The 14,177-nt window shown below is 69.1% G+C and carries 12 protein-coding genes; 8 read left to right on the top strand and 4 right to left on the bottom strand.

The features are described 5' to 3' along the window. The 7 genes from U8L64_RS04915 (at nucleotide 1) to pdeM (ending at nucleotide 10,556) form a co-directional block, all read left to right on the top strand. Nucleotides 1-510, top strand: a complete 510-nt coding sequence (locus tag U8L64_RS04915) for a CsiV family protein (RefSeq protein ID WP_333394484.1) — start codon at nucleotides 1-3, stop codon at nucleotides 508-510. A 3-nt stretch (nucleotides 511-513) separates the two neighbouring features. Then, the gene (locus U8L64_RS04910; RefSeq protein WP_273527139.1) at nucleotides 514-3,798 is read left to right on the top strand and encodes a DEAD/DEAH box helicase; all 3,285 of its coding nucleotides are present in this window, start codon (nucleotides 514-516) and stop codon (nucleotides 3,796-3,798) included. Nucleotides 3,799-3,906: 108 nt separating this feature from the next. Further along, nucleotides 3,907-4,467: a hypothetical protein gene (locus U8L64_RS04905; protein WP_054095095.1), complete on the top strand. Its 561-nt coding sequence runs from the start codon at nucleotides 3,907-3,909 to the stop codon at nucleotides 4,465-4,467. Nucleotides 4,468-4,579: 112 nt separating this feature from the next. Further along, entirely contained in the window at nucleotides 4,580-5,596 is a 1,017-nt protein-coding gene (locus U8L64_RS04900; RefSeq protein ID WP_054095096.1) for a ligase-associated DNA damage response exonuclease, read from the top strand. After that, nucleotides 5,593-7,284 (top strand): ATP-dependent DNA ligase, encoded by a 1,692-nt coding sequence (locus U8L64_RS04895; protein ID WP_333394480.1) that lies wholly within the window; start codon nucleotides 5,593-5,595, stop codon nucleotides 7,282-7,284. The genes U8L64_RS04900 and U8L64_RS04895 overlap by 4 nt, the downstream gene beginning before the upstream one ends. 37 nt (nucleotides 7,285-7,321) lie before the next feature. Continuing rightward, entirely contained in the window at nucleotides 7,322-9,880 is a 2,559-nt protein-coding gene (locus U8L64_RS04890) for a ligase-associated DNA damage response DEXH box helicase (RefSeq protein WP_333394478.1), read from the top strand. A 19-nt stretch (nucleotides 9,881-9,899) separates the two neighbouring features. After that, on the top strand, nucleotides 9,900-10,556 hold the full coding sequence (pdeM, locus tag U8L64_RS04885; protein ID WP_043299324.1) for a ligase-associated DNA damage response endonuclease PdeM: 657 nt from the start codon (nucleotides 9,900-9,902) through the stop codon (nucleotides 10,554-10,556). On the opposite strand, the gene U8L64_RS04880 is transcribed toward pdeM, so the two are convergent. Continuing rightward, complete coding sequence (locus U8L64_RS04880) at nucleotides 10,557-10,790, bottom strand: hypothetical protein (protein WP_077683855.1); 234 nt, start codon at nucleotides 10,788-10,790, stop codon at nucleotides 10,557-10,559. 186 nt (nucleotides 10,791-10,976) lie between these two features. Between U8L64_RS04880 and U8L64_RS04875 the strand changes: the two genes are divergently transcribed. Further along, nucleotides 10,977-12,314: an erythromycin esterase family protein gene (locus U8L64_RS04875; RefSeq protein WP_333394474.1), complete on the top strand. Its 1,338-nt coding sequence runs from the start codon at nucleotides 10,977-10,979 to the stop codon at nucleotides 12,312-12,314. A 20-nt stretch (nucleotides 12,315-12,334) separates the two neighbouring features. On the opposite strand, the gene U8L64_RS04870 is transcribed toward U8L64_RS04875, so the two are convergent. The 3 genes from U8L64_RS04870 to mazG all read right to left on the bottom strand — a co-directional run bounded on the left by U8L64_RS04870 (nucleotide 12,335) and on the right by mazG (nucleotide 14,075). Then, nucleotides 12,335-12,496 (bottom strand): hypothetical protein, encoded by a 162-nt coding sequence (locus U8L64_RS04870; RefSeq protein ID WP_165595088.1) that lies wholly within the window; start codon nucleotides 12,494-12,496, stop codon nucleotides 12,335-12,337. A gap of 100 nt (nucleotides 12,497-12,596) precedes the next feature. Then, nucleotides 12,597-13,136, bottom strand: a complete 540-nt coding sequence (locus U8L64_RS04865) for a DUF2058 domain-containing protein (protein WP_156715089.1) — start codon at nucleotides 13,134-13,136, stop codon at nucleotides 12,597-12,599. 108 nt (nucleotides 13,137-13,244) lie between these two features. Next, nucleotides 13,245-14,075: a nucleoside triphosphate pyrophosphohydrolase gene (gene mazG / locus U8L64_RS04860; RefSeq protein WP_138300239.1), complete on the bottom strand. Its 831-nt coding sequence runs from the start codon at nucleotides 14,073-14,075 to the stop codon at nucleotides 13,245-13,247. Between the last annotated feature and the right edge of the window lie 102 nt (nucleotides 14,076-14,177).

Below are 14,177 nucleotides of genomic sequence, written 5' to 3'. Positions count from 1 at the left end.
ATGTCGCCGCTACGTCGCCTGTTGCTGTTGCTCGTGCTATGCGCGCCGCCCGCGTGCGCCGATGCGCTGTATCGCATCGAGCTGATCCTGTTCCGCCATGCCGAACCGCTGGAGGCCAGTCGTCGCGCGCCCTATGACTGGGCGCGGAATGCCCGCCTGCTCGCGGGCAGCGACGCGCAGCCGGCGGACTTCGAGGCGCTGGCCGAACGACTGGACAGCGGCGACGGCTATCGCGTGCTGCTGCGCCAGACCTGGCGGCAGCGCATCGACGAGCGGGTCGCCGTGGTCGAGGGCGCCCGGCATCTGGAGCATTTTCCGGTGCAGGGCGTGATTGCCCTGCGCCTCCGCCACGGGCTGGAAGTCGATGCGCGGTTCTGGGTCAATCGCTTCGGCGAATATGGCCGCCTGCTCGCCAGTGAGCAGCTGCAGCAGCGCGTGCAGTTGCGCCCCGGCGAGCTGCGCTATATCGACCACGGCAGCCTCGGTGCGCTGATCCGGGCAAGTTACTGACCCATGGCCAGGGATTTTCTCACCCGGCTGCCACCGACCTGGGCGCTGGGCTTCTCGGACAACGCGCTGGCGCGCGGCAAGCAGTACGCCGAGGAGGATCGCGTCACCCTGCTGCGCGAGGACGACGGGCTGATCGAGGCCAGTTGTCGCGGCACCGGCGGCAAGCGCTACCGGCAGTCGCTGCTGCTCGACAAGCGCGGCGGGCTCAGCTGCGTTTGCAGCTGCCCGGTGGGGTTGGCCTGCAAGCACGCCGCGGCCGTCATCCACCACCTGCAGCAGCTGGCCGAGCACGCCCCACAGGGCGCCGACGCCTCGCCGGAAGGCGAGCTGCCCGACGCCCTGCGGCACTGGCTCGCGCAGTTGCCACGTGCGCTCGGCGAGGACACCGGCCAGGACGCGCCCACGCACTGTCTGCATTACCGGCTGCTGCCGGACCTCTACGTGGAAGTGAACAAGGTGCGCCTGCGACAGGACGGATCGGTCGCTGCGCGCGAGCCGTACCCGGCCGTGCGCGAGGCCACGTTCCGCCAGCCGCGCTTCATGCAGCCGCTGGACCTGCATATCGCTGCCCTGCTGGCGCTCGCACCGATCGCCAGCAACCGCTTCGCCCTGACCGGCGAGAACGGTGCCGAGGCTCTGCGTCTGCTGCTGGAAAGCGGTCGCGCCTTTCTCGACTGGGATGCCCCAGCGCTGCAACCAGGCCATCGCCGCTCGGCCCGCTTCGCCTGGCAGCAGCACGAAGGCGCGCTGCGTCCGGTGCTGGAAGTCGAGGGCGGCGCCGAGGCGCTGACCGCCGTGGACCCGCTGTACTACCGCGACGACGCGAGCAACGAGGTCGGCCTGATCGAACACGGCCTGTCGGCATCCCTGGCGCGTCACCTGCTCGAAGCCCCCGCGGTGTCACCGAACCAGGCCGGGCTGTTCAGCCTCTCGCTCAGCGAGATCGCCCCGCAGCTGCCGGTGCCGACCAAGGCCGAAGAGCAGCGCATCGACGACTTGCAGCCCATCGCCCGGCTGACGCTCGGCAGCCATCAGGCGATGAACTGGCAACCGGCCAGCGGGCGGATGGTCAACGAGCAGCAGCACCGCGCCGGCCTGAGCTTCGTCTACGGCAGCCTCGCCACGCACGGCAAGCTCAAGGGCGAGCAGCGTCTGCGTCAGGCCGAGGGCGAGCGTGTGCTCAGCATCGCCCGCCAGCCTGCGGCCGAACAGGCGCTGCGCCAGCAACTGCAGCAGCTGGGTTTCCGCCCGGCGCTGCGCCAGAGCCCGGCGCTACCGAAGGATTCGGCGGAAATGTTCGAGCTGCCCAGCGAGAGCGCCTGGCAGCACTTCGCCGACACCCAACTGCCGGTGCTGCGCCAGCAGGGTTGGCAGATCGTCATGCAGCCCGGTTTCGCCTACGACCTGGCGCCGGTCGAGCAGTGGTACGCCGAGCTGGACGAATCCCCGGAGCACAGCTGGTTCGACCTGCAGCTGGGCATCCTCGTCGAAGGCGAGCGCATCAGCCTGCTGCCGGTGCTGCTCAGCGTCATCCGCCGCAATCCCGCCCTGCTCTCGCCGCAGAACCTGGCCCAGCGCGCCGACGACGAAACGCTCCGGGTCGCGCTGGGCCGGCGCAGCGCGGTAGACGACCGACCGTTGCAGGTGCTGCTGCCCTTCGGCCGGCTGAAACCGATCCTCGCCACACTGGGCGAGCTGTACCTGCGCGACCAGCCGGCCGGCGACAGTCTGCGCCTGTCACGCCTCGACGCCGCGCGCCTGGGCCAGCTCGACGCGCTGCCGTTCGCCTGGAGCGGCGGCGAGCAGCTGCTCGATTTCGCCCGGCGTCTGCGCGATTACAACCAGCAGCCCGTCGCCGCGCCACCGGGCCTGCGCGCGACGCTGCGCCCCTACCAGCTCGATGGTCTGAGCTGGATGCAGGCGCTGCGCGCACTGGACGTCGGCGGCATCCTCGGCGACGACATGGGCCTGGGCAAGACGCTGCAGACCCTGGCCCACCTGCTGCTGGAAAAGCAGGCCGGCCGTCTCGATCGCCCGAGCCTGGTGGTCATGCCCACCAGCCTGATTCCCAACTGGCAGGACGAAGCAGCGCGCTTCACCCCGCAACTGCGCGTGCTCACGCTGCACGGCAGCGATCGCCAGCGGCACTTCGCACAGCTCGCCGGGCACGACCTGCTGCTGACCACCTACGCCCTGCTGCCGCGCGACATCGAACAGCTCGTCGCGCAGCCGCTGCACCTGCTGGTGCTGGATGAGGCGCAGAACATCAAGAACGCCAGCAGCAAGGCCGCGCAGGCCGCCGGCCGGCTGGTCGCCCGGCAGCGTCTGTGCCTGACCGGCACACCGCTGGAAAACCACCTCGGCGAGCTGTGGTCGCTGTTCCACTTCCTCATGCCTGGCTGGCTCGGCGATGCGCGCAGTTTTACCCGCAGCTACCGCACGCCCATCGAGAAACACGGCGACCGCGACCGCCTGCAGCATCTGATCGCGCGCATCCGCCCATTCCTGCTGCGTCGGCGCAAGGAAGACGTGGCCCGCGAGCTGCCGCCGAAGACCGAGATCGTCCACTGGGTCGACCTGAACCCGGCGCAGCGCGACCTCTACGAAACGGTGCGCCTGGCGATGGACCGCAAGGTGCGCGAGGAGATTGACCGCAAGGGCCTGGCACGTAGCCAGATCGTCATCCTCGAAGCGCTGCTCAAGCTGCGTCAGGTCTGCTGCGACCTACGCCTGGTCAAGGCCGACGGTGCCCGGGTGGCGCGTAGCGGCCATTCCGCCAAGCTCGACAGCCTGATGCAGATGCTTGACGAGCTGCTGGCCGAAGGGCGGCGCGTACTGCTGTTCTCGCAGTTCACCTCGATGCTCGCGCTGATCGAGGACGAGCTGCGCCAGCGCGGTATCCCCTACGTGATCATCACCGGCGACGTCCGCGACCGGCGCACGCCGGTGCGGCAGTTCCAGAATGGCGAGGTGCCGCTGTTCCTGATCAGCCTCAAGGCCGGCGGCACCGGCCTGAACCTCACCGCCGCCGACACCGTGATCCACTACGACCCCTGGTGGAACCCGGCCGCGGAAAACCAGGCCACCGACCGCGCCTACCGCATCGGCCAGGACAAGCCGGTGTTCGTCTACAAGCTGATCACCCGCGGCAGCGTCGAGGAGAAGATCCAGCAGCTGCAGACGCGCAAGTCGGAGCTTGCCAGCGGCGTGTTGGACAGCGGCGGGACGGACGACTGGCGCCTGCAGCAGAGCGATATCGATGCGCTGCTGGCGCCGCTACCGGACTGACCCCCAACAGTCGCCAATGGGACGTGCTCACTGGATGACGGCGGGCTTTTCGTCCAAGCTTGCCCGGCTATCCACGCGCTCGCCCTCGCCCCGCACAAGGATCTTTCGATGAGCCTCTACGAGATCGCCTTTTCCGGCCAGCTGCTTCCCGGCGCCCGCCTCGAACAGGTCGAAGCCAACCTGACCCGGCTGTTCCAGGCCGATGCCCAGCGCATCGCTCTGCTGTTTTCCGGACGCCGCATCGTCATCAAGCAGAACCTGGATTTCGACGCCGTGGAGAAGTACCGCGTGGCGATGGAACGCGCCGGCGCGCAGGTCGAAGTCAAGCCGATGCCGGTGGATGTCGAGGAAATCGAACTGGCACCGCCGCCGGCCAATGCCGCATCCGCCGCGCCGGCTCCGGTGGCCGATGCCACAAGCCGCGCGCCCGGCCCGCTCAAGGTGGTGCCGCGCGATGAGTACATGGCCGCCTTCGCCGACGTCGAGGCGCCCGACTTCGGTATCGCCCCGGTCGGCGTCGACCTGCAGGATGCCCGCCCGGAACCGACGCCACCGCGCGTGGACCTGTCGCAGTTCAGCCTGGCGCCGGTGGGCAGCGACATGAGCGAACGCCGCCGCGCCAGCGATGTGCCGCCGCCAGACACCTCGCACCTGAAGCTGCTGGACTGACCGGCCGGGTGGGTCGGTCGCCGCCCTGCCCCGCCGAACCCTTCGCCTGGCAAACGAACTCGCGGCGCCGCGCCGGGTTCCAACACTGCAAGCCCTCCAGCCAGACGTCGTCATGGACCTTGTCGTTGCCCGTCCCGAAGGCCTGTACTGCCCGCCCGGCGATTTCCATATCGATCCGTGGCGCCCGGTCGAACGCGCCGTCATCACTCACGCCCACGGCGACCACGCGCGCTGGGGCATGGGCCACTACCTGGCGAGCCAGGACAGCGCCGGCATCCTGCGCTCGCGCATCGGCGCCGACATGCCGCTGCAGACCCTCGCCTACGGCGAAGCGATCGCCCACCACGGCGTCCGGCTGAGCCTGCATCCAGCCGGCCACGTGCTCGGCTCGGCGCAGATTCGCCTGGAGTATCGCGGCGAGGTCTGGGTCGCCTCCGGCGACTACAAGGTCGAACCGGACGCCACCTGCGCCGCCTTCGAGCCGGTGCGCTGCCATACCTTCATCAGCGAATCGACCTTCGGCCTGCCGATTTATCGCTGGCCGGCACAGGCGCAGGTGTTCCGCGAGATCAACGACTGGTGGCGCGCCAATGCCGCCGTCGGCCGCACCTCGGTGCTGTTCTGCTACGCCTTCGGCAAGGCCCAGCGCATCCTTCACGGGCTGGACGCCGGCATCGGCCCGATCGTCGTGCACGGCGCGGTCGAGCCGCTCAACCGGGTCTACCGCCAGGCCGGCGTCGCGCTGCCGGAAACGCTCTACGCCGGCGATCTGCCGCGCAACGACCCGCGTCTGAAGCAGGCGATCGTCATCGCCCCGCCCTCGGCCGGCGGCAGCACCTGGATGCGCCGTTTCGGCGATTACGCCGACGCCTTCGCCAGCGGCTGGATGATGCTGCGCGGCACGCGCCGGCGGCGCGGCGTGGATCGCGGCTTCGTGCTGTCCGATCACGCCGACTGGCCGGGCCTGCTCTGGGCCATCGAGCAGAGCGGCGCCGAGCGGGTGATGGTCACCCACGGCTCGGTCGCCGCGCTGGTGCGCTATCTGCGCGAGGAGCGCGGCCTGGACGCCCAGGCTTTTGATACCGAGTACGGCGAAGAGGACGATGCCACGCTGCCGGAGGCTGAATGAAAGTCTTCGCCGATCTCTACGCCCGCCTCGACGCCACCACCTCGAGCAATGCCAAACTGGCGGCGATGCGCGACTACTTTCGCGAGGCGCCGGCCGAGGACGCCGCCTGGGCGGTGTATTTCCTCGCCGGTGGCCGTCCCCGACAACTGGTGCCGACGCGGCTGCTGCGCGAGACGGCGAGGCGCACCGCCGCGCTGCCGGAATGGCTGTTCGAGGAAAGCTACCAGGCAGTCGGCGACCTGGCCGAAACCATCTCGCTGCTGATGCCCGAGGCCGAACATTGCAGCGATGCCGGTCTGGCGCAATGGATGCAGGAGCGTCTGCTGCCGCTGCGCGGATTGCCGCCCGAGGAACTGGCCGCGCGGCTGCCGGTGTTCTGGGGGCAGCTGGACCGACGCAGCCTGCTGGTCTGCATCAAGCTGATCACCGGCGCCTTTCGCGTCGGCGTGTCGAAACTGCTGGTCACCCGCGCGCTGGCGTCGCTCGCCGACCTTGACCCCAAGCGGGTGGCGCAGCGGCTGGTGGGCTACACCGACCTGTCGCACCATCCCAGCGCCGAGCGCTACCGCGCGCTGATCGCTGCCGAATCCGACGACGAGCACGCGCAACGCGGCGGACAACCCTACCCGTTCTTCCTCGCGCACCCGCTGCAGGCAGATGTCGCGCGCTTCGACGAACTGCTCGGGCCACCGGACCACTGGCACATCGAGTGGAAGTGGGACGGCATCCGCGCCCAGCTGGTCAAGCGCGACGGGCTGATCTGGATCTGGTCGCGCGGCGAAGAGCTGGTCAGCGAGCGCTTCCCGGAACTCTGCGCGCTGGCCAACTGCCTGCCGGACGGCACGGTGCTCGATGGCGAGATCGTGGTCTGGAAGCCGGACGATGCCCTGCGCCACGTGCCACTCGATGCGACACACGAGTCGACGACGTTCGGCGTGCAGCCGTTCGCCCTGCTGCAACAGCGCATCGGCCGCAAGAACCTCACCGCCAAGGTGCTCGACGCCGCGCCGGTGGTCGTGCTGGCCTACGACCTGCTCGAATGGCAGGGCATGGACTGGCGCCAGCGACCGCTCGCCGAGCGCCGCCAGCAGCTCGAAACGCTGCTCGAACAGTGCCGCCATCCGGCACTGCTGGCCTCGCCGCGGGTGCGCGGCGCGGACTGGCCGGCGATCGCCCGCCAACGCGAGCGCTCCCGCGCGCTCGGCGTCGAGGGCATGATGCTCAAGGCCCGCGCCGGGCAATACGGCGTCGGCCGCACCCGCGATGTCGGCCTGTGGTGGAAGTGGAAGATCGATCCCTATGCGATCGACGCCGTGCTGATCTACGCCCAACGCGGCCACGGCCGGCGCGCCAGCCTCTATACCGACTTCACTTTCGCCGTCTGGGACGGCGAGCCGGGCGATCCCGAGCGCAAGCTGGTGCCCTTCGCCAAGGCCTACTCGGGGCTGACCGACGAAGAAATGCGTCAGGTCGACGCCATCGTGCGCCGGACCACGGTGGAGAAATTCGGCCCGGTACGCTCGGTGACGCCGACGCTGGTGTTCGAGCTGGGCTTCGAGGGCATCGCCGCCAGCAGCCGGCACAAGAGCGGCATCGCCGTGCGCTTCCCGCGCATGCTGCGCTGGCGCCACGACAAGCCCGTGGACGAGGCCGATACCCTGGCGACGCTTAAGGCCCTGCTGCCATGAGCGGGCCGACGCCCGAACACACGCACGAGGCGCACGCATGAGCCTTGCCGAACGCTGGTTCGCCGCGCGCGGCTGGCAGCCCTTCACCTTCCAGCGCGAGGTCTGGCAAGCGGTGCGCGACGGCGAATCCGGGCTGCTGCACGCGACCACTGGCTCGGGCAAGACCTACGCGGTGTGGCTGGCCGCGCTGGAGCGCTTCGCCCAGCAGATGCCTCGCTCAGGCCAGCCGGCCCCACTCAGCCTGCTGTGGATCACCCCCATGCGTGCGCTGGCGGCCGATACCGCCCGCGCGCTGCAAGCGCCGCTCGACGAACTCGGCATCGCCTGGAGTATCGGCCTGCGCACCGGCGACACCGGCAGTGCCGAACGCGCGCGCCAGGGCCGGCGGCTGCCGAGCGCGCTGGTCACCACGCCCGAAAGCCTGACCCTGCTGCTGACCCGTGCCGATGCCCGCCAGGCCTTTGCCGGGCTGCAGATGCTGGTCGTCGACGAATGGCACGAGCTGCTCGGCAACAAGCGTGGCGTGCAGCTGCAACTGGCGCTGGCACGCCTGCGCCGGTGGCAGCCGCGGCTGATCGTCTGGGGTCTGTCGGCGACGCTCGGCAATCTGCCCGAGGCGCTGCAGGTGCTGTTGCACCCCGGCCGCGGCCGGCTGGTCCAGGGACGCATCGACAAGCCGCTGCTGGTCGACAGCCTGCTGCCCGAGAGCATCGAGCGCTTCCCCTGGGCCGGGCATCTGGGCCTGCGCATGCTGACGCAGGTGGTCGGGGAGATCGACGCGGCGTCCACCACCCTGGTGTTCACCAACACCCGCTCGCAGGCCGAGCGCTGGTATCAGGCGCTGCTCGACGCCCGTCCGGACTGGGCCGGGCTGATCGCCCTGCACCACGGCTCGCTGGCGCGCGAGGTGCGCGACTGGGTCGAACAAGGGCTCAAGCAGGGCGCGCTGAAGGCCGTGGTGTGCACCTCCAGCCTGGACCTGGGCGTCGACTTCCTGCCGGTCGAACGGGTGCTGCAGATCGGCTCGCCGAAAGGCGTGGCGCGCCTGCTGCAGCGCGCCGGGCGCTCCGGTCACGCGCCCGGCCGCACCTCGCGGGTGACACTGGTGCCGACCCACAGTCTTGAGGTGCTCGAAGCCGCCGCCGCGCAGCAGGCGATTGCCGAACGCCGTATCGAGGCCCGCAGCGCGCCGCAACGCCCGCTCGACGTGCTGGTGCAGCATCTGGTCAGCATGGCGCTGGCCGGCGGCTTCCGTCCCGACGAACTGTTCGCTGAAGTCCGCCAGACCTGGTCCTATCGCGAACTGGACGAGGCGCACTGGCAATGGGCGCTGGCCTTCGTGCGGCATGGCGGCCATTCGCTGACCGCCTACCCCGACTACCAGCGCGTCGAGCCGGATGACTCGGGGCTGTGGAAGGTGCCGAGCCGACGCGTCGCGCTGCGTCATCGGATGAGCATCGGCACCATCGTCAGCGACGCCAGCCTGACGGTGAAGTTCTGGGCCAGAGGCGGCAGCGGCCGCTCGCTGGGCAGCATCGAGGAAGGCTTCATCGCCCGTCTGCGCCCCGGCGACTGCTTCCTCTTCGCCGGACGCCTGCTGGAATTGGTGCGGGTGGAGAACATGACCGTCTACGTCAGCCGCGCCACCGGCAGGAAGGCCGCCGTGCCACGCTGGAACGGCGGGCGCATGCCGCTTTCCAGCGAGCTGGCCGATGCGGTGGTCGAACAGCTGGACGCCGCCGCGCGCGGCGAATTCGATGGCGCCGAGATGCGCTTGCTGCAGCCGCTGCTGCAGGTGCAGATGGCCTGGTCGGCGCTGCCGCGCAGCGAAACGCTGTTGGCCGAACTGCTGCGCTCGCGCGAGGGCTGGCACCTGTTCCTCTACCCGTTCGCCGGGCGCCACGTGCATCTGGGGCTGGCCAGCTTGCTCGCCTGGCGCATGGCCCGCCACCAGCCGCTGACCTTTTCCATCGCAGTGAACGACTACGGGCTGGAACTGCTCTCGGCCAGCGAACCGCACTGGACGAGCCAGTTGACGCCGCACCTGTTCGACAGCCGCGACCTGCTGCACGACGTGCTCGCCAGCCTCAACGCCGGCGAGCTGGCGCGGCGGCGCTTTCGCGAGATCGCGCGGATCGCCGGGCTGGTATTTTCCGGCTATCCCGGCGCGCAGAAGAGCGCACGCCAGCTGCAGGCCTCCAGCGGTCTGTTCTTCGACGTGTTCCGCCAGTACGACCCGGACAATCTGCTGCTCGGCCAGGCCGAGGAGGAAGTGCTGCGCCAGGAGCTGGACGTCGAGCGGCTGGAGCAGACGCTGCGCCGCCTGCAGGCGCGCCGTCTGGACCTGCGCCAACTGCAGCGGCCGACGCCGCTGGCCTTCCCGCTGCTGGTGGAGCGTTTCCGCGAAAGCATGAGTTCGGAGAAGCTGGCCGACCGCATCCGCCGCATGGTCACCGAACTGGACCAGGCCGCCGGCCCCGGCGGCTATCAGGCCGATGCGGCGGTCATGCCGGCCGTGGAGCGCGAAATGCCCCGGCCACGCACGCCACGCGCGCGCAAGGACGGCACGCCCAACCGGCGCAAGCGTGCGCCATGACCCGTACAGGGCAGCGTCGATGACCGCCTGCCTGCCCATCGAGCTGGCCGGCAGCACGCTCTGGCTGCTGGCGGACAAGGCCATCTACTGGCCGGCGCAACAGGCGCTGCTGGTCGCCGATGTGCATTTCGGCAAGGCCGCCGCCTATCGCCGGCTCGGCCAGCCGGTGCCGCGCGGCACCACCGCCACCAACCTGCAGACGCTCGACAGGCTGCTGGCGCACTACGCCTGCCGCCAGCTGATCTTCCTCGGCGACTTCCTCCATGCGCCCGAAGCGCATGCGCCCGCCACCCTCGCGCGGCTGGCCGAATGGCGCGTCCGCCACGCGCAGCTGGCCGTGACGCTGATCCGCGGCAACCACGACCGTCGCGCCGGCGATCCGCCGCCCGAGCTGGGCATCGAGGTGGTGGGCGAACCGCTGCTGCTCGGGCCGTTCGCGCTGCAGCACGAACCCAGGCCCCATCCCACTCATCACGTGCTCGCCGGCCACGTGCATCCGGCATTCGTCCTGCGCGGCCGCGGTCGCCAGCGGTTGCGCCTGCCATGCTTCTGCCTCGGCGAACGGATCAGTCTGCTGCCGGCCTTCGGCAGTTTCACCGGCGCGACCGAGATCGGCGCCGAAGCGAGCCGGCGCCTGTTTCTGATCGGGGATGGGGAAGTCTGGCCGCTGGCCTGATCAGGCCTCGGAAATACCGGTGACGGTTATGCCGTAACGCTCGGCGAGCCGCGTGGCCGGCGTGCTTTCCATGTCCGGGTCATGCTCGTGCTCGATTTCCTCGCCGGCATACTCCTGCTCGGCCTTGCGCGTGACCAGCTCGACGGCCTCGTCGATATCCGGTTGGTGCGCTGATTCGATCTTCAGCGTCGATGTGTTGCCATCTTTGTTGTAGGCAATGATCCAGGTTGTCATTTGGCAGCCCCTCGTTCTAGTTCAAAGCCAGGCCGGCAGCAGACGCCACCAATCCCAGTGTATGCCTTAGAGGCGAAAGCCACCGGGCAAGTTCGTTCGAGACATGTCAGTCGCGCCGACCAGATGCCCTGGCACGGGCGTTCACGCGGGCTAGTCTGTCCATGAGCATCCCCGCAGGAGTCACCCATGCGCGCCTCCCTTCCCCGCGCCGCCGACTACGACGAAGAGCAGCTGGTCGAACTGCTGCGCCGGCACGTACAACCGTTGCCGGACCTCGACGACCCTGCCTTCGCCGACGCCTTCGAGCGTTTCGCCGATGCCCGCGTGGTGCTGATCGGCGAAGCCAGCCACGGCACCTCCGAGTTCTACCGTGCGCGGGCAGCCATCACCCGTCGGCTGATCGAGCGCCACGGTTTCTCCATCGTCGCCGTCGAAGCCGACTGGCCGGACGCTGCCTGGATCGATCGCCACGTGCGCCAGCAGCAGCCTGCCGCCTGGGTGGAAGACGCCTTCAAGCGCTTTCCGACCTGGATGTGGCGCAATCGTGAGGTGGCGGCGTTCACCCGCTGGCTGCGCCAGCACAACGACCGCCTGCCGGCCGAGCAGCGCGTGGAGTTTCGCGGCCTGGACGTATACAGCCTGGGCACCTCGATTGCCGAGGTGCTGCACTATCTCGACCAGGTCGACCCGTCCGCCGCCGGCGCGGCACGCCAGCGTTACGGCTGCCTGAGTCCGTGGCACGACGAACCGGCCGCCTACGGCCAGCATGTGCTGCTGGGTGAACCGTCTTGCGAGGAGGCGGTGGTCGCGCAGCTGCGTGCACTGCTGGAACGCCGCCTGGAGTACGCCGCACGCGACGGCGAGCGCTTCTTCGATGCGGCGCGCAACGCCCATGTCGTGCTCGCCGCCGAGCAGTACTACCGCGCCATGTATCGCCGTTCCAGCGAATCCTGGAACCTGCGCGACCGGCACATGTTCGACACCCTGCGCGCGCTGCTGGAGCATCGCGGGTCGCATGCCCGCGCGGTGGCATGGGCACACAACTCGCACATCGGCAACGCGGCGGCGACGTCGATGGGCTGGGACGGCGAATTCAACATCGGCGAGCTGTGTCGCACCGCGTTCGGCCGCGATGCGGTGCTGATCGGCATGGCCACCGATCGCGGCAGCGTGGCCGCCGCAGACAACTGGGATGAGCCGATGCAGATCATGGAGGTGCTACCGTCGCGGCCGGACAGCTGGGAGCAGCTGTTTCTGCGTGCCGGGCACGGAGCGTCGCTCACCGAGTGGCGCAGCGAAGCACACGGCAAGCTGCGCCAGGCGTTGGCCCAACCGCGCTTGGAGCGTGCCATCGGGGTGGTCTACCGGCCGCGGACCGAGCGTCAGAGCCACTATTTCCGTGCGGTGCTCGCCGAACAGTTCGATGCGCTGGTCTGGTTCGAGCAGACCAGCGCGGTGACGCCGGTCGGTCCGCGCCGATTCGACGACGCGGCGGTTCCGGATACCTATCCGTTCGGCGAGTGAAAAACGCGCGCCCGGCGCGCTCAGGCGACCGGTGCGGGTGGCGGCTGATCGGGAATGGTCGGTTCGCCCGGCTCGCCCGGTTGCACCGGCACGCCAGGCTCCTCGGGATCACCCGGCACGCCGCCGGCCCGCCAGTATTGCGCCTCACCGTTGCCCATGGTCCGAATCGCTGCGCCAGTCATGCCGCTGCCCTCCACAACGCGGGCACCCGGAATTGGGTGCACCCGGACTGTAGAGGCCGGGCGCGGCAGTTCTATCCCGCCATCGGTCGGAACCGCGGGCTTACCACATCAGGTCGTCGGGGATCTGGTAGGCGGCGTAAGGATCGTCGGCATCCGGCGCTTCGGTCTGCACGTTGAGCTGCACGATGCGCCGCGGGTCGCGTTCCTGGATCTTCAGCGCGGCCTCGCGCGGAATCACTTCGTAGCCGCCGCCGTGGCGGACGATCGCCAGCGAGCCGCTGGCCAGCTTGTCGCGCATCAGCTTGTTGACCGACAGGCGCTTGACCTTCTTGTCGTCGACGAAGTTGTAGTAATCCTCGGTGATCAGCTTCGGCAGGCGGCTGGTCTCAATCAGCTGCTTGATCTGCGCGGTACGGGCCTTCTGCTCGGCTTTCTCCTGCTGCTGACGGTTGAGTTCCTGATCGCGGGCAATCTTCTCGGCCTGCGCCTGCAGGGCCGCCTGGCGCTGGGAATCGTCCTTCTCGATCTGCCCCTTCTTCTCCAGGCGCTGCTGCTTCTGCTTCTGCTTGACGGCCTGCTTGGCCTGCTTTTCGTTGACCAGCCCGGCTTTGAGCAGCTGGTCGCGAAGGGAAAGACTCATGTTTCGGCTCGTCTGTGGTCATTCAAGTGGGCGCGCGGATCGCTCGATGGCGATCCGCCGCGCGGGATTGTGGTGGAGGTGAAAGCGACTCCACCGTGCGTACCGTCATCAGCCGCAGGCAGGCGACTGCTCGGCCCGCTTGGCTGCATCCCAGAGCGCATCCAGCTCTTGGAGGGTGCAATTCTCGATGGGTCGCCCCGCCTGCCGCAAGGCCTGCTCGATGAAGCGGAAACGCCGCTCGAACTTGCCGTTGGCGCCACGCAGGGCATTTTCCGGGTCCACCTTGAGGTGGCGCGCCAGATTGACGACGACGAACAGCAGGTCGCCCAGCTCCTCGGCGACGGCCTCGGCGTCGTTCTCGCTCATTGCCACCAGTACTTCGTCGAGTTCCTCGCGCACCTTGTCGACCACCGGCAGCGCTTCCGGCCAGTCGAAGCCAACCTGCGCGGCGCGCTTCTGCAGCTTGGCCGCGCGGCTCAGCGCCGGCAATGCGGCGGGCACGTCGTCGAGCAGCGACAGCTGTTCCGGCGCGGCGGCCTTCTCGGCGCGCTCCTCGGCCTTGATCTCCTCCCAGCGCTGCTTGATCGCGGCCTCGTCGAGGCGCGGCAGCTCGGGCGAACGGTACAGATCGCCATCGGGAAACACATGCGGATGACGGCGCACCAGCTTGCGGGTGATCGCATCGACCACCGTGGCGAAGTCGAAGCGCCCCTCCTCCCGTGCCAGCTGGCTGTAGTAGACAACCTGGAACAGCAGATCGCCCAGCTCGCCGGGCAGATGGTCGAAATCGCCGCTCTCGATGGCATCGGCCACTTCGTAGGCCTCTTCCAGCGTATGCGGCACGATGCTGGCGTAGTTCTGCTGCAAGTCCCAGGGGCAGCCATGCTGTGGGTCGCGCAGACGGGCCATCAGGTGCAGCAGGTCGGGGAGTTGGTACATGGAATTCCTCAGCGAATCGAGGGCTGGTGAGGGATGCTGATGGCATCACGGTGGATGTAAAAAACGACATCCAGCCTAGGGTTCGGTCGCGGGCCAAGCGCT

This window comes from Pseudomonas sp. FIP_A4 (assembly GCF_036701605.1).
Lineage (GTDB): Bacteria > Pseudomonadota > Gammaproteobacteria > Pseudomonadales > Pseudomonadaceae > Stutzerimonas > Stutzerimonas phenolilytica.
This window is presented reverse-complemented; position numbering and strand designations above follow the sequence as displayed.

Bases quoted from the DNA above. Each gene is read 5' to 3' on its own strand.
- U8L64_RS04900 (WP_054095096.1), top strand. From the start codon at position 4,580: ATGGACCTTGTCGTTGCCCGTCCCGAAGGCCTGTACTGCCCGCCCGGC.
- U8L64_RS04915 (WP_333394484.1), top strand. From the start codon at position 1: ATGTCGCCGCTACGTCGCCTGTTGCTGTTGCTCGTGCTATGCGCGCCG.
- U8L64_RS04910 (WP_273527139.1), top strand. From the start codon at position 514: ATGGCCAGGGATTTTCTCACCCGGCTGCCACCGACCTGGGCGCTGGGC.
- mazG (WP_138300239.1), bottom strand. From the start codon at position 14,075: ATGTACCAACTCCCCGACCTGCTGCACCTGATGGCCCGTCTGCGCGAC.
- U8L64_RS04895 (WP_333394480.1), top strand. From the start codon at position 5,593: ATGAAAGTCTTCGCCGATCTCTACGCCCGCCTCGACGCCACCACCTCG.
- U8L64_RS04865 (WP_156715089.1), bottom strand. From the start codon at position 13,136: ATGAGTCTTTCCCTTCGCGACCAGCTGCTCAAAGCCGGGCTGGTCAAC.
- U8L64_RS04880 (WP_077683855.1), bottom strand. From the start codon at position 10,790: ATGACAACCTGGATCATTGCCTACAACAAAGATGGCAACACATCGACG.
- U8L64_RS04890 (WP_333394478.1), top strand. From the start codon at position 7,322: ATGAGCCTTGCCGAACGCTGGTTCGCCGCGCGCGGCTGGCAGCCCTTC.
- U8L64_RS04870 (WP_165595088.1), bottom strand. From the start codon at position 12,496: ATGACTGGCGCAGCGATTCGGACCATGGGCAACGGTGAGGCGCAATAC.
- U8L64_RS04905 (WP_054095095.1), top strand. From the start codon at position 3,907: ATGAGCCTCTACGAGATCGCCTTTTCCGGCCAGCTGCTTCCCGGCGCC.
- U8L64_RS04875 (WP_333394474.1), top strand. From the start codon at position 10,977: ATGCGCGCCTCCCTTCCCCGCGCCGCCGACTACGACGAAGAGCAGCTG.
- pdeM (WP_043299324.1), top strand. From the start codon at position 9,900: ATGACCGCCTGCCTGCCCATCGAGCTGGCCGGCAGCACGCTCTGGCTG.